Source organism: Halosimplex halobium, from assembly GCF_051414055.1.
GTDB lineage: Archaea > Halobacteriota > Halobacteria > Halobacteriales > Haloarculaceae > Halosimplex > Halosimplex halobium.
This window is the reverse complement of the sequence record NZ_JBLKNX010000027.1, coordinates 1-17,074: the sequence shown is the minus strand read 5'-3', so window position 1 is coordinate 17,074 and position 17,074 is coordinate 1. Positions and strand designations below refer to the sequence as shown.

Sequence of the window (17,074 nt, the reverse complement as noted above, 5' to 3'; positions counted from 1 at the left end):
GTTAAGATGGCTTTAGTTCAGTATACGCTTTATAAGTCTCTGCCCACTTGTATTCAAAGCCAGGCGGTGCTTTCCCTGCCCATTCTAAGAGACGGGACGTATCTTCTACGTTGAATACAAATCTTCCATTTCGATGCGTTGGTTCGAAGCCCACGTCTTGAAACAAGTTTGTGATGAATTCAGCTCGGTCTTGTTCATTTTTACAGACGATTGTTGCACGAGGATTCGTTGCTTTCTCTCGTATATTGAGTGTCCCATCACCACAATACCATTGCTGGAACATTGCCGGTGTTAATGAGAGATTGGATGGATACCGCTTTTGCTCAGTATCATACCAGCTACGGAATCGGTTTAACTGTGGTGACCGACGGGTGACAAGAAGATATGAGGGTTGCAGGGCTGTTGAATTACGGATGGGCTTCAAAGGTGCATCTTTCGCTCTTTCCAATTGTTCCGACGCACTGTGTTTTAATTTCACCCCCGTAGAAAATGGTTTCAGTCGCTGATCTAACCACTGGAGGTATTCTCGATTGGCCATCTCAATGGCGATACAACAATTCGTCCCATCACGGAGTAGTGTGCCATCCCCCATTAGCACTCCTGTCAGTAACTCCAATTGAGTTGACGAAAGAGTTGGCCATCTGCACGAAGAATTGTTCCAATGCTTCCCAATATGAGCAAATCTTTTTTCGCATCCCTTACATTCGACAGTATGAGTTTCCCCAACTCCGGCTAATTCCTTAGCTCGCGTCCAGCTTCCAAACCGGTTCACAGCGCCCGTATAACTCGGAAACCTGTCGTCCTCATCGAAAGTCGTTGGAGTTACCTCACCATGTATCTCATCGCATTTCCGAAGTGATCCTAGCCATTCTTCATCAGAATACGTCATTTTGATTTAATATTACGTATTGTCATGAACCGATGGTCAATATCTACAATTGGAAGGATATTCTCTAACATTGGACATGAATCTTTGTAAGCACTGGGCGCTTCATCAATTGGAATATACTCTGTGTAAATATTTACCGCATCTGCATTTATATTTTCGTCATTAAGGACTTCTTTTGCCTCTGTTCTCCCCATCTGTCGCCCAGCACCATGCGGTGCTGTCTTGTGCCACGACTCATTCCCAAGACCTCTACAAATCACAGATCCATCTGCCATATTGAACGGAACAACCAGCCGTTGATCTTCGCGAGCAGCAGTTGCACCTTTGCGAATTACAAGATCCTGAGCATCAATCAGATTATGGGGGCTTTGAAGCGCTCGACCGGGTCGACGCCGAGCGCCTCGCAGATGGCCTCGCTCATCAGCTCGCGGTTCCAGCGGGCGTACTGCTGTGCGAACAGCATGTCGACGTAGTAGCCGTCGGCCTCGCGACCCTCCAGCCAGTCGAGCGCCTCGTTGCGGTCGCCCCCACTGGGATTCGAGAGCGTCCGGAACACCTCGTCGATGCGGTCGTCGGCGAACTCCTCGCGGATGCGCTCCTTCCGGAGGTGGGACTCGCCCATCCCGCCCGTCACCCACGCCTGGAGGTCGCTATCCGAGACCGACTCGGGGTCGAACTTCACGTACGCGGCGTACTCGTCGGGGATCGACGAGCGGATGGCGTCCGCCTCCCGCCGCTCGGTCGCGCGGGCCTGCCAGAACTCGGCGACGGCCTTGCCGAGGTAGCGCGACCCGCTGTGGACGACCAGCCAGTACTCGCCCGATTCGCGAGCGCGGGCGAACTCGACGAAGTGATTACCTCCTCCAAGACTGCCCGCGCTCCGGATGACGTGGCCCATACCGGCGCGGCCGGTCAGCACGCGGTCACAGAGCGTCTTGAAGTACTCGCCGTCGTAGCCGTCGAAGTCGAACTCGACGGGGTCGACCGACCGGCCGAAGCGCTCGCTGACGGCGGCGTCGAACGACTCGAAGACCTCGTTGGCCCGTTCGAAGGGGAACTCGTCGACGAGGTGGACCGACGCCTCGTAGTCGTGGACCGACCGCCCCATCGGGACCGCCTCGCGGACGCGGCGCTCGCGTTCGGCATCGGATAGCGGGAGGTCGTCGCCGAGATTCGTCGCGGCCATGCCACAGCCGACGTCGACGCCGACGATGTTCGGGACGACGCGGTCGGGGAGCGGCATCGTGAACCCGATCGGCGCGCCGGCGCCCCAGTGGGTGTCCGGCATCACGCGGACGGGCTCGGTGAACGCCGGGTGGTCGACCAGTTCCTGGATCTGCGCCAGGCAGTTGTCCTCGACGAGTGACTCGTCTTCGACCAACACGCGAGCGGTCGTGTGCTCGCCCTCCAGTTCGATCGTCATCGCGGTACCGAGAAATCGGAGGGAGCGCCGAGTAAGCCTTCCGGCGCCGTGTGAGGGTGTATCAGTGCTGTCGAGAAGACACCGGGTTCGACGGGTCGATCGCCATCAGTTGTCATCGACCGACGATTCCAGTTCGGACAGCGCCCGCTGGAACCGTTCTCGATGACCGGGCGCGCCCGTCTCGGCCCGCTCTGCGAGGAATGCTGTGTGGGATTCGCTCTCTGTCAAGTCGAGGTCGGCTTCGGTGAGACACTCGACGTAGGCGTCCAGTGCCTGCTGGAACACGCTGGCGTAATGGTCGTACGCCGCGTCGACGAGATTCATGTTGTCGTCGATGCCGGCGACAAGGCCGCGATAGACGGCCGCACCCTGTCGATACCGCCCCCGTTCGCGGTAGCGGTCGCCGAGTTCGGTGAACTGACTGAAGTCGATCGCTTCGGTCACGACGGGGTATTGTTCGGTGTGTTCCTCGAACAGTTGGTCGACTTTGACGCGGTACTCGTCGTGAGACTTCCCCTCTGCGGTCCCGAATCGGGCGAGAAACCGGTCGAGCAGGTCGCTGTCCGAGCGAGTTCGTCGCGGACGAACGCCCGCAACGCTTCGTCGTCGACGGTCTCGAAGGCGTCGTCGATCCGGTCGCCCTCGTCGGATGGCACGTCGTCCGCGACCGAGAGCAGGACCGCGACGACGTGTTTGCAGTGGCCCGGTCCGTCGTAGGGGCAGCTACACGAGGGATCGTAGTCGGCTTCGGCGAGCGAGAGACGCAGGTCTACAGTTGTGATCCCTCCACAGTGGCGGTGACGGTGTCGTCGACGCGTGTCCGCTCGCGGACCCGACCCTTGGCGTAGTAATTCTCGCAGCGCTCGAAGACGTCGTCGGGATACAACTCTTGAACGTCGGCCCGGTCCACGGTCGGGTGGTTCTCGTCCGTCATGGGTCACTCGTTGCGGGAGATCGAAACCAGTTGTCCGTCGGTGAACTTCGCCTCTAAGCTGACGTACTCGCCGTCGAGTGAGGTGTGGAATTCGAACGTTCCGTGGTACTCCGTATCCGTCCACCCGTGATGGGTCTTCCGTCGACTGCCGCGCATCTTCTCCATCGGGCTCTCGAAGCCGCCGATCTCCTCGTCGTACCCCGGCCGCTCCTCTTCGGGCACGCGTTCGTACTCGGCGTCTTCTTCGAACAGGCGGCCATCTGCAGTGACCTTGTAGTTGGCCATCATCGGCTGCCGGCGGGCGAGTGATTTGGTCTGCCAGGTGATCTCGAACGGGTCTGCATCGATATCCGGAAACGCGATGTCGAGCCCGTCTTCGAAGATCAATCTATCGTAAAGTCCCATATCCCTTCTCGTCAGAAGCTTCGGACGCGTATCAGATGAATCTACAGGTGGGGCAGGCCCAGTGCCTCGGGGTCGTCCGAGACGGCTTCGCCGTCTCGTGATGACGAGAGAGCTTTGCTCTCTCGAACCACTTGACCCCGAGGCGGTTCACAGGTGGCACCCATCGGGACTTGACGAGAAGGAAGTCATCGGAGATATCCATCGATCGCCTTGAGGTTGTACAGTGACCAGCGGTCGTCCAAGTCGTCGGCGAGCCCGTCGACGAACCCGCTTTTCGAGAACAACGCGAACTCCTCCTCACGAGTGTCCGGCCCCCAGCGGACGCGCTCGGCTTTGTCGCGTAGCTGTGAAGCGAGCGAACGACCGACAGGGTCAGTCGTCCACTTGCACTCCGCGAGCAGAATACGGTCGGCGTCCGGGGCGAGTCCGACGATGTCGATCTCGTCCTCGCCGTACCACCACCGACCGACTTCGGAATACGGGCCGAGTTCATCGCGCCGGATCGCCTCCCAGACGACTTCCTGACAGACATCCTCGAACGTCGTCGCGACGTGGTCCGGAAGGTTCGGTTCGATCGTCCCGTCGTAGACGACTCCCGGCGCTTCTTCGATACCGGAACGGTTCGGTTCGACGAAACGAAACCAGAAGCGGAGAAACTCGTCGGCGACTCGGTACCGCGACCGTTTCGACTGCTTTGGCGATGCCGTCACGGGGACATCGCGCTCGATGAGCCGCAAACGGCGGAGCGTCTGGAGGTACTTCGATAGCGGCCCGGAATCGATTCCCGTCGTGCCAGCTATCTCGTTTGGAGTCGTATGTCCCGTTGCGATTGCTTCGAGGATACTCAGATACCGGGCGGGACTGCGGAGTTCGGTTCGGAGAAGAAACTCGGGTTCGTTGTAGAGAACGGCCGTCGGTGAGAGGATCTGTGTCCGGATGTTCTCACCAAGTGGTCGGTCGTAGTCGAAGCGCGTGAGGTACATCGGCGTCCCACCAGTGACTGCAAATGACCGGATCGCGTCCGCGATCTCGTATCCGATGATATCACGTGCTTGCTGGAACGAGAAGGGCTGAAGGTCGATCTGTCCCGTACGACGACCGTATAACGGACTCTCGTGACCGAGGACCTCTGACTCTATCGTGCTCACGCTGGAGCCACAGAGCACGAGCATCGATTCGGTGTCCCGGAGTCGTTCGTCGACGAACGACTGGATATACGAGGGGAGCGAATCGTTCTCCTCGACGAGGTACGGGAATTCGTCGACGACGACAACGCACTGGTGGTTCGTGAGCTTCTCACCGAGGTAGTCGAACGCCTCGTCCCATCCGTCAATTCGGGGAACCCGGTCGTCGAAGTGATCGGCGATCGCCTCGACGAACTTCTCACGCTGGCGAGTTTCCGCCTCCTGTGCCGCGAGGAAGTAGATGTGCGGCCGATCGGCGCAGAACTCCTTGAGAAGTTCCGTCTTTCCGACGCGCCTGCGCCCGTAGACCACGTAGAACTCGTGACCCACGGATTCGAATGCGGTTTCGAGGGCGTCGAGTTCGTCCGCCCGATCGTAGAAGGTCATACTTTAGATAATGATTACTGCGAGAATGACTTGTAGTTTTCCTCGATTTCACGAATTTGGGTGATGATCGGGCCACCATCCGTGTCCCGAGTCCAGTCAGGTTCCCCTCGGCCGTCGCCAGTACTGATTCGAACCGGGGGAGCACCGCCGCGGGAGCGAACCGATCGCGGGACTGAAAACGAATCGTCGTATCGCCCACAAGGATAATCGCACGACGAGAAGCGAATCCTCTTGTCGGCGCATGACCTGACTGGATGTACGACTGCGATGGACGGATCGATATCTTCGATAGGGGACAGACTACCGGACGAACTGACGACTCGCGACCAGTGGGTCTGCTGGCGGACACAGGAACGCAGCGGGAAGGAGACGAAGGTGCCGATCAACCCACACACGGGAGCGTTCGGTTCGGCGACCGACCCGAAGACGTGGGCGTCGTTCGAGACCGCATGCGAAGCCACGGAAACGCAGACCGTCGACGGGCTGGGCTTCGTCTTCGCCGAAGATGGCCCGCTCGTCGGTGTGGACCTCGACGACTGCCGGGTCCCGGAAACGGGAACGCTAACCGACGACGCTGTCGACATCGTCGACCGCCTCGCCTCGTACACGGAGGTGAGTCCGTCCGGGACGGGTGTCCACGTTATCTGTACCGGCACGCTTCCAGGCGACCGAAGCCGGAAGGGCTGGGTCGAACTATACGAGGAGGCCCGCTTTTTCACCGTGACTGGCGACCACGTCGACGGGACACCGACGACCGTCGAATCCCGTTCGAGTGAACTCGCGACGGTACAGGCGGAGTACGTCGCCAGCGAGCCGTCCGAAACCGATGACACAGCGGACCAGCAAACAGAACCAACAGATTCGGCAGCAAACGCAGAGACAGAGTCGGCCGCCGACCAGCCCGCACGAGCCGAACCGGATGGGACCACAGGGAGCAACGAGTTGAGTGATACCGAGGTCGTCGAACGAGCGCAGGCTGCGGCGAACGGCGAGAAGTTCACGCGGCTGTGGAACGGCCAGACGAGCGGTTACGAGAGCCACTCGGAGGCCGACATGGCGCTCTGTGCACTGTTGGCCTTCTGGACAGGCGGGGCACGCGACCAGATCGACCGGCTGTTCAGAGACTCCGGGCTCATGCGCGAGAAGTGGGACGAACGACACTACGCCGACGGGAGTACCTACGGCGAGAAGACGATCCACCGCGTCCTCCAGGGGACCGACGAGTTCTACCAGCCGACCGGCGGCTCCCCCGACGAGAGCGCGATAGACGGTGGCGCGGCAACCGAGACCACCGGCAAGCCGGCAGCAGCCCAGTCGAGCGAGGCCGACGAATCGTCCGAGGACTACGCGTTGCGCGAACAGCTCTCCGAATTGCAGGCCCGGGAAGAACGCCACCTCTCGGTGATCGCCGATCTCCAGTCACAGGTCGAGCGGCTCGAAACGGAAAACGAACGACTGGCCGAGGAGTTGGCGACCGTCCGCGCGGAACTCGACGACCAGACAGACGACCACGGTGACACGGCGACCGTTGGCACACGCTTGCGACGATTGCTTCCGTTCAGCACCTCCTGACCCGGGAGTTGACCAGCCAGTCGACTGGATATTTCATCCGCTCCACCGGAAATTGGGGTGTCGAATCGGATGGTGCCGTCGGACCGATCAGCGGTCGACCGGAGGCTATCACCGGTGCGATGAGAGCGTTGCAATACCACTACCCCCCAGTACATCGCCGTTTCAGGAACTCTCACAGGAGAATTCGTGTTCAGATCCGGACCGCTATCTCGGGAATCACCAGTACATTGTTCCGCCATCCCGCAATATTGTGTGTATCAGAGCGTGTACTGACTAGATAGCGCTCCGAGCGGGTGGATTCGGGGGTCGACCCGAACAGTGGGGCCCGAAAATACGCCGCAAACGACAGCGTACGACCGCTGGCTGCAATGGATCCGAGCGCAGAGAGCGGCGAGAAGGGTGACTGAAAATCAGAGAACCAGCGTACAAGCGCCACTCGCAAGGAGAAACAGCCGTTTCGCGATCGATACCGAGACAGAACCAGCAGAGATCTCGCATCCGATTTCCCGCGACAGAGCAGCTGAAACGAGGAGTCAGAGCCAGCGAAGTAAGACCGACGAACAAGGGGAGCGCTACCAGTCCCAAGCACCAAATCGAGAACCACTGCGTGACTACCGGACAACGGGTAGCTGCCGCGAAGCGTGCCCTCGCAGACTCGGGCAACCCCGTCATCAGGCTCTCCAAAATCCGTCGGAAACTCCCTGTACGCCCGATTCAGATATCCCCGTTCGTCGGACCGCAACGGCCCTTCGACACTCGGCGGCCCGTCACAGTACGTTCCCACAGAGAACACCTATTGCGGGCGTGTACCGGCGTGTACCTCGTTCAGCCTGCCGAATGCCCGCGAAATTTCCCGTTTGAATTCGTAACTCGCACACATTCCGCGGATTCGGGGGCAGCGAACGGCCCGTGGAACACCCGACCGCTGTTGAGGCCCGATCTACTGTCCTCGATGGGACGGAGACAGCACAGGAGATCCACCGATCGACCACCACTTCAGGTGGAGTGGAATCGGCGGTGGTGGCTGCGTCGTGGCGACGGACTCGCGACGATAGGCCGTCGACGATGGACCGGGATCGGCCCAGAAGCGGCGGTCGGCCAGTCCCGCTCGCGAAGCCACCGACGATACCGAACCCCGTCGGTCACTTGCCGTCGGTCACTCGCCGTCGGTGTCGAGGAACTGGTTGTGGAACGAGCCGATGGTGTAGATATCGGTAAAGCCCGGTTCGTCGAAGTCGATCCGCGAGAGCGCGTAGGACTCACTGTAGGTCCTGTCGACGCGTGGCTCACCCGAGCCGGGATTGTGGAGCGCCCGGATGATCTCGTGGCCCTCGCTGCGGCCCTCGACGATCCAGACGGCCCGGTCGGGATCGCAGGCCGCCATCTTGTCGTAGTCGGCGGGGACCGCCCGGAGCGTGTCGTGGTTCGACCGCTCGGCCTCGCCCGTGACCAGCACGTCGCCAGCATCGTCGAGGACCGCGACGTCCAACCGGCCGTCCTCGACCGGATAGTAGGTCTCGACCGTCGCGCCGGCGTGGTCGGGGTCGTCGACGAAGTGTGCCTCGAAGCCCCGGGCTATCGATTCGACCATCATGACGTGGAGACTCGACTCGCTGAGGTCGCCGACGCCGTCACCGTGTGCCCGGCCCTCGCGGTGGGCGGCATCGATGACCTCCCGTCCATCGGGAGTGACCGTATAGAGGGTATGGGGGTAGTCGCCGTCGACGGTGAGCAGCCCGTCGCGGACGAGCTGGTCGAACTCGGCCTCCGAGAGGCCGGCATAGGCTCGCAACGGCTCCATGCCGTCGCGGACGATGTCGTACTCCCAGTCGGGATCGTAGCGTTGCTGGTGGGCGTTGTAGACGAGTTGCAGGAAGACCAACTGGGCATCCGAGTACGCCAGCGTCGAGCGCTCGCCGGGCGAGAGCGTCAGGCCGACGTGGATCGGCGGGACGTTCGCCCGGTCGATCGCGCTGCGGTCGCCGTGACAGTCGACGGCCGCGAGGAGTTCCGACAGGCGCCGCCCGTAGCGCGTCTCACAGGCGTCACAGACGACCGAACCCGACGGTTCGTGATAGGAGACGCCCGCGGGCAGGCGGCGCGTGAACGGCAGTGTCGTCTCGATCGGCGCGTGTTCCGTCGCCGGGGTCGACTCGGTCACCGCGTCGGATTCGTCGCTGGTGGCGTCGCCGTTCGTGACGACATCCGCGGTAGGCGTGACCGAGACACCGTGCCGACGGGTGCGCTCGCTGCGCTGTGTCTGGGCGGCCTCGAAGGTGGCCTGCTGGGCAGCCGAGAGTGGCTCGTCGCCCTCGGGGTGGCCCGGCGGGAGCGACAGTGATTCCAGGAGGACCGGCCGCGGTGGCTCGCTGTCGAACTTGGCCGGGAGCGAGGCGAGCCACTCGCCGGGGCCGAGCTGACCCAGCCGCGTCGCGACCGCTTCGGGTGGCATGTCGTCGGTCGCCAGGCGCTTGGCCAGCGCCGGGTCGTCGGTGACCCTGCCCGTGACGACCGTGCCGATGTTGTTGATGGCCTCCTCGTAGGTCGCCTCGTCGACGCGCTTGAGCTGGCGGGGGTACTGCAACGAGAGGGTGACGCCGACGCCGAAACTGCGCCCCTCGCGGAGGAGATCCGCGAGGATGCCCGAGGCGGCGACGGTCGCAGCCTCTTCGATGTGGACGGACACCAGCGGCGGGTCACCGACCGCGTGACCCTGTCGGTGCTCGCGGTCGCGCCGTTGCAGTGCCGTCCACAGCTGTGACAGGACGGCCAGTGTCATGACCCGCTGGGGTTCGTCGCGGAGCTTGCTCGTGTCGATGATGATGACACAGTCCTCGTCGAGTCTGGCTCGCCAGTCGATGGGCTCGGCGGCGCTGTCGCCGTCGGCCTGCGGGGCGTAGTTGAACAGCGGGGCGATCCGGCTGTCCATGGCGGCCGTGGCGATCCGGCGGGCGGCGCCGGCGACGATCTCCTGGAAGGTGTCCTCGCTGTTGTCGGCGATCCGCTGGAGTTCGCGGCGCAGCCCCTCGTCGACGACCGGCGGCGCGTGGCCGGTCTCGGCGAACCGGCTGAGTCGCTGCTGGAGGTCCGCAAGCGTGAACTGGTCGCTGCCGTGGACGGGGTCGAACATCGCCTTGACGACCGCCTCGATGACCGTCGAGGAGGTGAACGCCTGGTCGAACTGCTCGGCGCCCATGATCGCCCGCAGGAGTTCCTCGAAGTGGTCGGCCACGTCCTCGACGGCCTGCGAGCGGGCGATGCCCGATTCCTGCTGGCGGGTCACGTCGAAAAACGGCGTCGCCGGGACCTGTCTGGCGGCGTCGAACCGATACACCGATTCGAGGGTGCCGTACTCGGCGTAGTGGGCTCGCTCGTAATCGTCGGCCATCTGGCCGTCTTTGGACTCGATGATGACGGTCGCGCCCTCGGTCGCGTCGTGGTTGGCGAGCAACCCGTTCGTCCCGAGGACGCTCTTGCCCGACCCCGTGCCACCGGCGATGAGCTGGTGACGGTGCTGGAGGGCGGGCGGGACGGCAATCGGCTCCGGGGCGTCCGTGCGGTCGCCGGTCTGGGGGACGCCCAGCGCGTATCCCTCGGTTCGGTAGGTGTCGAGTGTGCTGTCGGGCGGCAGCGGAATGGCGGTTCGCTCGCCGGTCCGCGTCTCCATGGCCCGGCTGGCCTGTTCCGGGAGGGTGCCGCCGACGAGGCAGAACTGCCCGACCGTCGTCGGGTCGGCGACGATCCGCGGGTGTGTGTTCGTCGAGAAGGGAACGGAGACGTCCAGGAGGCGTTCGAGTCGACGACTCAGCGCGACGCCGCGGACCGTCCGCGTGGCGAGGTCGTCGGCGAGCGACGCGGCGCCGTCGCTGTCGTGGGCGTGGCGGGTGGTCGTCACCCAGTAGTGGTTCTGGCCCACTTCGGCGAACGCGCCGTCGATATCTTCCAGCGGCGCGGTGGTGGCGTCCGGGTCGGTGCCGAAGGCGACCACCCGCGTGTTGACTCGGAAGGACGTGCGGGCGTCGGCCGCCTCGATGCTCTCGATGCGCGAGCGGTTTTCGGCAGCGACTTCGTCTCTCGACAGACGCTCGAACTCCGGTTCCATCCCGGGGACGAGCCCCTCGAGGATCACATCCCCGAGCCCGCGCTGGGGGTAATGATACTCGTCGATAGTCGCGTGGGCCTCAGCCTGCCAGTCGGCCTTCGGTTCGAGCAGCGTCTGGCAGACGGTCGGCACCTCGGCGTCGGCGAGGGCGTCGACGACGGTCGTCAGCGGCCAGTTCGTCCGCTCGTCGTCGGTGAGTTCCGCGACTGTTCTGAGGCGGGTCTGCCAGTCGCCCGCCTGTTGCTCGGCGGCCTGGACTTCGAGGCCGGCGACCGGACGGTCGGCCAGCGGTGTGGGTTGCTCGGCGTCGTGTTCGGTGGGGTCGGCGACAGTTGCGTCGGTGGCGTCTGTCGTCGTCAGTGTTGTGGCCAGCGAAGTCGTCGTCGTGGTCAGTTCGTAGTCGGTCGGCAGCGCGCGGCGCAACTTGGCACGGAGGCGATCGGTATCGATGCCCTCGGCGCCGAAATAATAGGAGACGCCGTCGTCACCCCCGCTCGTGAGCAGGAGCATCTCGATGGTCGGTGGGTCGTCGGCGGTCCCGTGGAGCGCACGAACGGCAGTCGTGACGTGACCCGGCGTGATCGCGGTCGTCGTCGGCCGGATCTCGACGTACGTTCGGTCGGCCGTCAGTCCCTCATCGCGAGTCGGCATTTTCGCCGGACAGCGGCCGGATCCATTTGTGCGTCACGGTCCGTCAGTGGGTCGGCGTGCGGTACCGCTACTCGCGAGAATAGGTATCTTCCCACATATCGGCTGGTTCTTCCCGCGACAGTCTCCGCTATCGATTCCACTCTCAACGATAGACGTATCCTTGAATCGGTGTAGTTGGAATCAAGACGCAGGATGCCCTCACGGGTCAGTTCTTTTCGTTTGCTCGCCTGATCTTTCGCTAGTTGCTCAGTTTGATCCGGATTTGTCTTCGCTTCCGGCTGCTGAATAATGATCTGTTCCGCCTGGGAAAACGGCTTGATTGACACTGCCTTCGTACCCACATTCCGGGCAAGCGACGAGTTCGTGGCCAGCATGGAGTGAGCTTCCGACGAATGCGTTCGCCACTCCCCAGACCGCTTCAGAGATCCGCTCGTACTCCTGCTCACTCCCTACGCCAAACACGCGGCGCTCTGGGAGTGCTCCGATTTCATCAATATTCGCGTCTTCACCGGAAGCACGAAGACGTCCAGGCATCGACGGTGGAGCTATCCCATCTGGGTCGAACCGGATGATCGTCTCACGCAGTGGTCCAGTTTCCGTATCGTCTCCGGTATCGACCAGTTTGCGGTCTTCGGCACTGATCTCACCGACGCACTCTTGAAGGTCTCCATGATCGACCTCTTGTTCACCCATTTCAAGATCGCCAAGTCTCTGGTAGAGATGGCCGATCACGTGCGACAGCTCATGATGGCCCTGCTCCTCACAGAAAGCTGACGCAGCGATCAGTCCGTCAAGTGCATCTTCCAAATCTGGGTCTTCCATATACTGCAGCACACAGCACCATACCTTGATATTTATCTCTAATACTTGGAGGACACTATCACTGTCTTCGGCGGGATTGAGTCCCTTCCCCGCAGGCGACAGCAGACATTGGACGCTCTCGCCGCGCTCGCTCTGAATCGGATCCACCGCAGTCGACGGCAAGCGTTGAAAGCCCTCGCCGCGCTCGCGGTCGCTGTCGCCGGAAATCGAAGATTTCCGAGATGACGAGAGAGCGAAGCTCTCTCGAACCAAGCGGGATATCCGCGCTCTCGGCACCGCCCGCGCGGATAGTAGCCCGCTCAGACGACTGTCAGCGCGAGCGCGCCTCGCCCTTTCAGTCCGCCAGGGTGGTGGTTGGGTACCTGGTTTTGGCTGTCGGCTGGCCAGGTGCGTCGTCTCGTCCCGCCCCGCTCGCCGCGTACCGCCCGGAGCGTCGCTCGCGACTGACCATTCCGGGCGTGCGGGCGCTCTCCGCACCGCGAGCGCCCGTACCGGGCTAAAGTGCATGTGCCCTCGCGCCAGCGGGTCTCCCGTTTCGGTCCCGGACTTCCGGCGGCTTCCGGGACGCGGGGCCCCGCGACGGACGTCGTTGCGTCGCGGGCGAAACGGGGACTCCGCTGGCCGCGCGCTCCGGGCGGGTCGGCGCGCGGTGCTGGATGCGGGGTCCTCGACAGCGCGCGCTCGTCGCGCCCGAGGGGCGCGAGCGAAGGCGCGAACGAGCGCGCGCAGCTGTGTCTCGTCGGACGTGTTGCCGGAAAACCGCGATGGTGGTGCATCGCGGTGGCGGCGCGTGAGCGCCTTCTGGAACCAGTGTGATTCCAATGTCTAGTGAAACGCGATTCGGTAGTAAAGTTTCGGACGCACAGGCGGACAATCAAGAAGTCGATGCGGCAGTCGAGGAACAACCGGAGCTGCGGCGGTCGGTCGACCAGGAGATACAGGGGAAAGTGGACACGAACCACCCGGAGGCCAGGCCGGAAGGCATGACCCTGGAAGGCGAGGAACGGTTCAGAGCGCGGGAGGGCGAGATTCGAAGCACCCGCCAGCGGCTGGATAGACGCCAAGACTCGGACCGAGAGCAGCGGACACGCGAGGTGGTCGGTAGCCAGACGCGCTATGCTCAGGAGGAACCCCACGAAGATCCACGGACCAAGCTGAGTCAGGAACAGTTGGCGGATGTCAACGAGCGCGCAGCACAGATAGCTGATGAACTGGACGAGCGTTCCAGAGCCGGGGCGGCGTATCGGCTGGCGAAGAAGGTCGCCGAAGGCGTGGACATGCTCCAGGCGGCGTTGCTGGTCAAAGAGGAGTTGCACGCATCCCCGGGAGTTCCAGTCCCGATCGGAACGCTCGAGGCGGTCCCACGGTCGACGGTCGATATTGAGGGAACAATCAAGCAGTTGTGGGATGCGGACAATCCCCGGATTCAGCAAGTCGGACTCATCGAAGACGACTCGGGACGGACGAAGTTCACGGTCTGGGAGAAGAGTGGACAGCCGTGGGTCGAAGAAGGCAAGACGGTGCGATTGCGCGAAGTCGAGAAGAGCTGGTACGAGGGGCGCGTCTCGGTGGCCGTCACCGGCTGGTCGCAGGTCGAATTCCCGGATCGCGGACGGTGGTGGGACGAGTAGAGCGGAGCGGCCACTCTCGTTTTTTTATTCGGTGCCAGACCGACCCAGCCCCACCGCCCCACCCTCCGCTCCGTGCTCGCGTCCTGCCGTCGCTGCGCGCGCAGCCACGACCGGTTGCGGAAACGAAGCGTGCGATTCACTCGAGAAACTCTGGCTCCTGATCGCAATCAAGCGGGACGCCCTCCCAGATTCGTTTTAAAGCGTTATAACTGGTCCACCCCTCCCGCTCGGCGATCTCATTGATATTGGCGCAAGCCTCATCTTCCGAGAGGATCCCCTGTTGAGACAGAAGACCGATCGGAACCCCAAGAGACGGCATGGTAACCCCGATATCCCTGAGATCGAGTTGTCGACGAATGTAGGATCGGCCACCGTCCGCCATCTCAGTGTCGCCGCGATCCATCATTAGGATGATCTCGAGATCATCCGAGTTCTGCTTCACCATCTCAGCGACGCTCCACTCTCCTTCTTCCTGGATCGAACCACAGAACTCGTAGTCAAGCGTACTTTCTTCGTCATCAAGAGCGTCTAAAACTCGCTGTGCGGCATCAGCTTTTTGTTGGTCTTCCTCATCAAAGCTGTCAGTTCCCCGTGAGTGCAGATTCAATTCCCGATAGCAGGTGGTCGTCGTCGTGATCCCTAGATTTTCCCGGATTGCTGGCCAGCAGTCCAATCGTGCATATGCGATCAAGGCGTCAGTATCTGCGATGATAGAGATGCAAGCGCATACCTCCGCCTTTAGGCGGAGGTCGAGCGACACTCGGCCCGTTTGTCGATGGAGTTAAGCCCGTGGCCCCTGTCAACACGGATGCTACGGAGTCGGTGAGATGCCGTCCCCGAACCACAAGGGGTGGCGAACCGGCGGTGGTTCGCACGGCGATGACACGGACTCTGATGGGGCCTCATTGACCGGGCCACAGCCCTACGAGGGAGACAAACGAGAGTTCCCCCGGTGTGTCGCCGGTTCCCTCCGAGTGCGGGTTGGAACCGAAGGATGTCAACCGCCCGAATCCGATGGCCGGATTCCTCCGCCTTCAGGCGGAGGAGGAGGTCAATCGATGAATAGCAGTCCCTCCTTGTCTTTCGCTTCTGAGTGAGCTCAGACTCAGACAGCTATTCGTCTATAAAACGGCTTGTGTCGCCCGAGAGCATCATATCCGCGCCACGTGCCATCTCGACAGCGTTTTCAAAGTCCTCGTCTCCGAGGAGTCGGCGAGCGGTCTGTTCAGCAATAACTCCCTCGTCGTAGAGATCCAGAATCCGTGTGCGATCGGAATCGTCTAGATTAGCGTGGATAGCCGAGACGACAGGTCCCTCAATCGACTCTTCAGTTACCTCTTCAGCAGCCCGGACAGCCTCACTCAGAGAGTCGATTGATTTAGACATCTGATTCCTCTTAGGGGGAAATTGGCGGTTATGACGAATAAATCTTGCTGTCAGAACCCGGTATCAAGACTGTCTCTTGAGAGCTTCCATCTGGATCGTTGTGGGTGGACCGAGCCACGAGACGGCCCCTATTCAGCGTCCGCATCATTGTTCAGATCCGACAGGAGCGAACGCAATTCCTCGTTCGACTGGAGTCCCTCGGAAGTGAACGTGAGAACCCCGGTAATCGTGTCCGGATTGTCGTCTCCCAGTCCGGACGTGTTTCGTGCCGTAGCTCATCCAACCAGGCGTTCACCCAGAGCGAAATTAGCGATGCGACTGCTGTGAAAACCGGCAGCATCAGCGTCGTGCTCTCGCGCTTCGAAGACCGCGGGCTCGTCCGCCACAAAGGCAACTACTGGGCACTCGGGGAGGCCGACGAGGTGACTGCCTACACGAGCATGGTCGAGAGCACGCGCATCGCAAACGACCGCTTCGGTGAAGAAGACATAGACGGGTGGCTGGAGCACGCCGTCGACAACGAGGACTCTGGATGAGCTACCAACGAGGGGATGTCGTCTGGGGCCCGGATCCGTTCAAGTGACAAGAGTGGAAATGTAGATTTCTGAAATCGCGATTTCCAAAATCGCGAGTTCCATTCACAGAGATGTAGAGCCGAAGATCACGGTTGGAACCGTGGGAGGGATCCGAGTGTAGGGTCAACCGCCGGGCTACGACTTTGTTTGAAGTGGCTGCCTCTATTTTTCTAGAGTCTTGTCTCGCTACCCGTTGCACCCCATCGCAAGATATAGAAAATACATGCACGTACATGCATACATGGGAACGACAACGATCTCGCTCAAAGACGAAGCGTACGAACGGCTCAAGGAAGCCAAGCAGGAAGGGGAAAGCTTCAGCGATGTCGTCCTTCGGCTGACCGACTCACCGGATACCGAAGCACAGATCGCCGAACTTGCGGGTGGGCTCGGCACTGAATTCGCCGAGGCAGTCGAGGACTCTTCGACTGAAGTGAGTGAGGCGCTCGACATGGAGTCGGGCACTCACGAATGAGGCTGCTGGATACGAACGTCCTCGCCAAGTGGGGTGACCCTGCGGCGAGCGACGAAGTCGTCCCGTACCTGCAGGACCATGCAGACGAGCAGTTTGTTACCTCCTCGTTCGTGCTGTTCGAGTTCTTTCGACCAGCAAAACGACGGGATAACTCTCGGGAAGTCCATGCGTGGCTGGAGCGGGTCTTGGACGGCGTCGAACCGTTCACACAGAGCGCAGGGCTGACAGCGGCGGGTGTCGAAGCAAAGCTCCAGGCCCAGGATACGTCGCTCCAGATGCGTGACCTCCTCATCGCATCCCATGCCAAGGACCTCGGGGCGACGTTCGTCACCGTCGACAAGGGCGACTTCGCGACCGAGCCTGTCCAGCAGTTGCTAGACGTAGATGTCATCCGGTAGATTTCAGACCGGCAGCCGACACGAGCTGGCGGAAGCGAATCCGGGAACGGCCTGTGAACCGAACTGATCGCGGGATATCTCTGCACAGCGGGCAAACCGCTCAATCCGTTTACTCGAAATCTGCCTTGTTGAATCCGCGGACGACGTAGCGATCACTCCTTGATGGCTTGTTCGAGGTTGTAGACCGCAGCGGTCAACACCAGTTCACGGAACTGGCGGTACCAGGCGCTTGGCCCGACA

Annotated in this window: 14 protein-coding genes and 2 pseudogenes; 5 read left to right on the top strand and 11 right to left on the bottom strand. The window is 61.7% G+C overall.

The window, feature by feature from the left end:
- Nucleotide 1: 1 nt before the first annotated feature.
- The 7 genes and pseudogenes from ACMGFG_RS22305 to ACMGFG_RS22275 form a co-directional block, all read right to left on the bottom strand.
- Nucleotides 2–889 (bottom strand): homing endonuclease associated repeat-containing protein, encoded by an 888-nt coding sequence (locus ACMGFG_RS22305; protein ID WP_436932492.1) that lies wholly within the window; start codon nt 887–889, stop codon nt 2–4.
- A pseudogene (locus tag ACMGFG_RS22300) lies at nt 886–2,312 on the bottom strand (RtcB family protein). The gene ACMGFG_RS22305 and the pseudogene ACMGFG_RS22300 overlap by 4 nt, the downstream one beginning before the upstream one ends.
- Before the next feature lie 105 nt (nt 2,313–2,417).
- Nucleotides 2,418–2,756, bottom strand: coding sequence for a hypothetical protein (locus ACMGFG_RS22295; RefSeq protein WP_436932491.1), 339 nt, complete (start codon nt 2,754–2,756; stop codon nt 2,418–2,420).
- On the bottom strand, nt 2,753–3,079 hold the full coding sequence (locus ACMGFG_RS22290; protein WP_436932524.1) for an SWIM zinc finger family protein: 327 nt from the start codon (nt 3,077–3,079) through the stop codon (nt 2,753–2,755). Before ACMGFG_RS22290 ends, ACMGFG_RS22295 begins: the two co-directional genes overlap by 4 nt.
- 2 nt (nt 3,080–3,081) lie before the next feature.
- Nucleotides 3,082–3,246: a hypothetical protein gene (locus tag ACMGFG_RS22285; protein ID WP_436932525.1), complete on the bottom strand. Its 165-nt coding sequence runs from the start codon at nt 3,244–3,246 to the stop codon at nt 3,082–3,084.
- A 3-nt stretch (nt 3,247–3,249) separates the two neighbouring features.
- Complete coding sequence (locus tag ACMGFG_RS22280) at nt 3,250–3,651, bottom strand: hypothetical protein (protein ID WP_436932490.1); 402 nt, start codon at nt 3,649–3,651, stop codon at nt 3,250–3,252.
- Nucleotides 3,652–3,836: 185 nt separating this feature from the next.
- Nucleotides 3,837–5,222 (bottom strand): ATP-binding protein, encoded by a 1,386-nt coding sequence (locus ACMGFG_RS22275; protein ID WP_436932489.1) that lies wholly within the window; start codon nt 5,220–5,222, stop codon nt 3,837–3,839.
- A 267-nt stretch (nt 5,223–5,489) separates the two neighbouring features.
- Here ACMGFG_RS22275 and ACMGFG_RS22270 point away from each other — a divergent pair, with 267 nt between their 5' ends.
- Nucleotides 5,490–6,794, top strand: coding sequence for a phage NrS-1 polymerase family protein (locus tag ACMGFG_RS22270; RefSeq protein ID WP_436932488.1), 1,305 nt, complete (start codon nt 5,490–5,492; stop codon nt 6,792–6,794).
- Nucleotides 6,795–7,950: 1,156 nt separating this feature from the next.
- On the opposite strand, the gene ACMGFG_RS22265 is transcribed toward ACMGFG_RS22270, so the two are convergent.
- Nucleotides 7,951–11,547 carry an ATP-binding protein gene (locus ACMGFG_RS22265; protein WP_436932487.1) on the bottom strand — a complete coding sequence of 1,199 codons (3,597 nt, stop codon included), beginning with the start codon at nt 11,545–11,547 and terminating at the stop codon, nt 7,951–7,953.
- 246 nt (nt 11,548–11,793) lie between these two features.
- Complete coding sequence (locus ACMGFG_RS22260) at nt 11,794–12,516, bottom strand: hypothetical protein (protein ID WP_436932486.1); 723 nt, start codon at nt 12,514–12,516, stop codon at nt 11,794–11,796.
- Between the two features lie 674 nt (nt 12,517–13,190).
- Between ACMGFG_RS22260 and ACMGFG_RS22255 the strand changes: the two genes are divergently transcribed.
- Entirely contained in the window at nt 13,191–14,000 is an 810-nt protein-coding gene (locus tag ACMGFG_RS22255; RefSeq protein WP_436932485.1) for a DNA-binding protein, read from the top strand.
- A gap of 136 nt (nt 14,001–14,136) precedes the next feature.
- Here ACMGFG_RS22255 and ACMGFG_RS22250 read toward each other — a convergent pair whose 3' ends face one another.
- Together ACMGFG_RS22250 and ACMGFG_RS22245 are read right to left on the bottom strand one after the other, a co-directional pair.
- Entirely contained in the window at nt 14,137–14,760 is a 624-nt protein-coding gene (locus tag ACMGFG_RS22250) for a hypothetical protein (protein ID WP_436932484.1), read from the bottom strand.
- 353 nt (nt 14,761–15,113) lie between these two features.
- Nucleotides 15,114–15,386, bottom strand: coding sequence for a hypothetical protein (locus ACMGFG_RS22245; RefSeq protein WP_436932483.1), 273 nt, complete (start codon nt 15,384–15,386; stop codon nt 15,114–15,116).
- 281 nt (nt 15,387–15,667) lie between these two features.
- Between ACMGFG_RS22245 and ACMGFG_RS22240 the strand changes: the two are divergent.
- The 3 genes and pseudogenes from ACMGFG_RS22240 to ACMGFG_RS22230 form a co-directional block, all read left to right on the top strand.
- A pseudogene (locus tag ACMGFG_RS22240) lies at nt 15,668–15,922 on the top strand (MarR family transcriptional regulator); the annotation flags it as partial.
- A 280-nt stretch (nt 15,923–16,202) separates the two neighbouring features.
- Nucleotides 16,203–16,436: an antitoxin VapB family protein gene (locus ACMGFG_RS22235; RefSeq protein ID WP_436932482.1), complete on the top strand. Its 234-nt coding sequence runs from the start codon at nt 16,203–16,205 to the stop codon at nt 16,434–16,436.
- Nucleotides 16,433–16,834 (top strand): type II toxin-antitoxin system VapC family toxin, encoded by a 402-nt coding sequence (locus ACMGFG_RS22230; protein WP_436932481.1) that lies wholly within the window; start codon nt 16,433–16,435, stop codon nt 16,832–16,834. Before ACMGFG_RS22235 ends, ACMGFG_RS22230 begins: the two co-directional genes overlap by 4 nt.
- Nucleotides 16,835–17,074: the final 240 nt, after the last annotated feature.

Coding starts and splice junctions, on each gene's coding strand:
- ACMGFG_RS22285 (WP_436932525.1), bottom strand. CDS start 3,246: ATGACGGACGAGAACCACCCGACCGTGGACCGGGCCGACGTTCAAGAG.
- ACMGFG_RS22230 (WP_436932481.1), top strand. CDS start 16,433: ATGAGGCTGCTGGATACGAACGTCCTCGCCAAGTGGGGTGACCCTGCG.
- ACMGFG_RS22275 (WP_436932489.1), bottom strand. CDS start 5,222: ATGACCTTCTACGATCGGGCGGACGAACTCGACGCCCTCGAAACCGCA.
- ACMGFG_RS22305 (WP_436932492.1), bottom strand. CDS start 889: ATGACGTATTCTGATGAAGAATGGCTAGGATCACTTCGGAAATGCGAT.
- ACMGFG_RS22265 (WP_436932487.1), bottom strand. CDS start 11,547: ATGCCGACTCGCGATGAGGGACTGACGGCCGACCGAACGTACGTCGAG.
- ACMGFG_RS22255 (WP_436932485.1), top strand. CDS start 13,191: ATGTCTAGTGAAACGCGATTCGGTAGTAAAGTTTCGGACGCACAGGCG.
- ACMGFG_RS22235 (WP_436932482.1), top strand. CDS start 16,203: ATGGGAACGACAACGATCTCGCTCAAAGACGAAGCGTACGAACGGCTC.
- ACMGFG_RS22280 (WP_436932490.1), bottom strand. CDS start 3,651: ATGGGACTTTACGATAGATTGATCTTCGAAGACGGGCTCGACATCGCG.
- ACMGFG_RS22270 (WP_436932488.1), top strand. CDS start 5,490: ATGGACGGATCGATATCTTCGATAGGGGACAGACTACCGGACGAACTG.
- ACMGFG_RS22245 (WP_436932483.1), bottom strand. CDS start 15,386: ATGTCTAAATCAATCGACTCTCTGAGTGAGGCTGTCCGGGCTGCTGAA.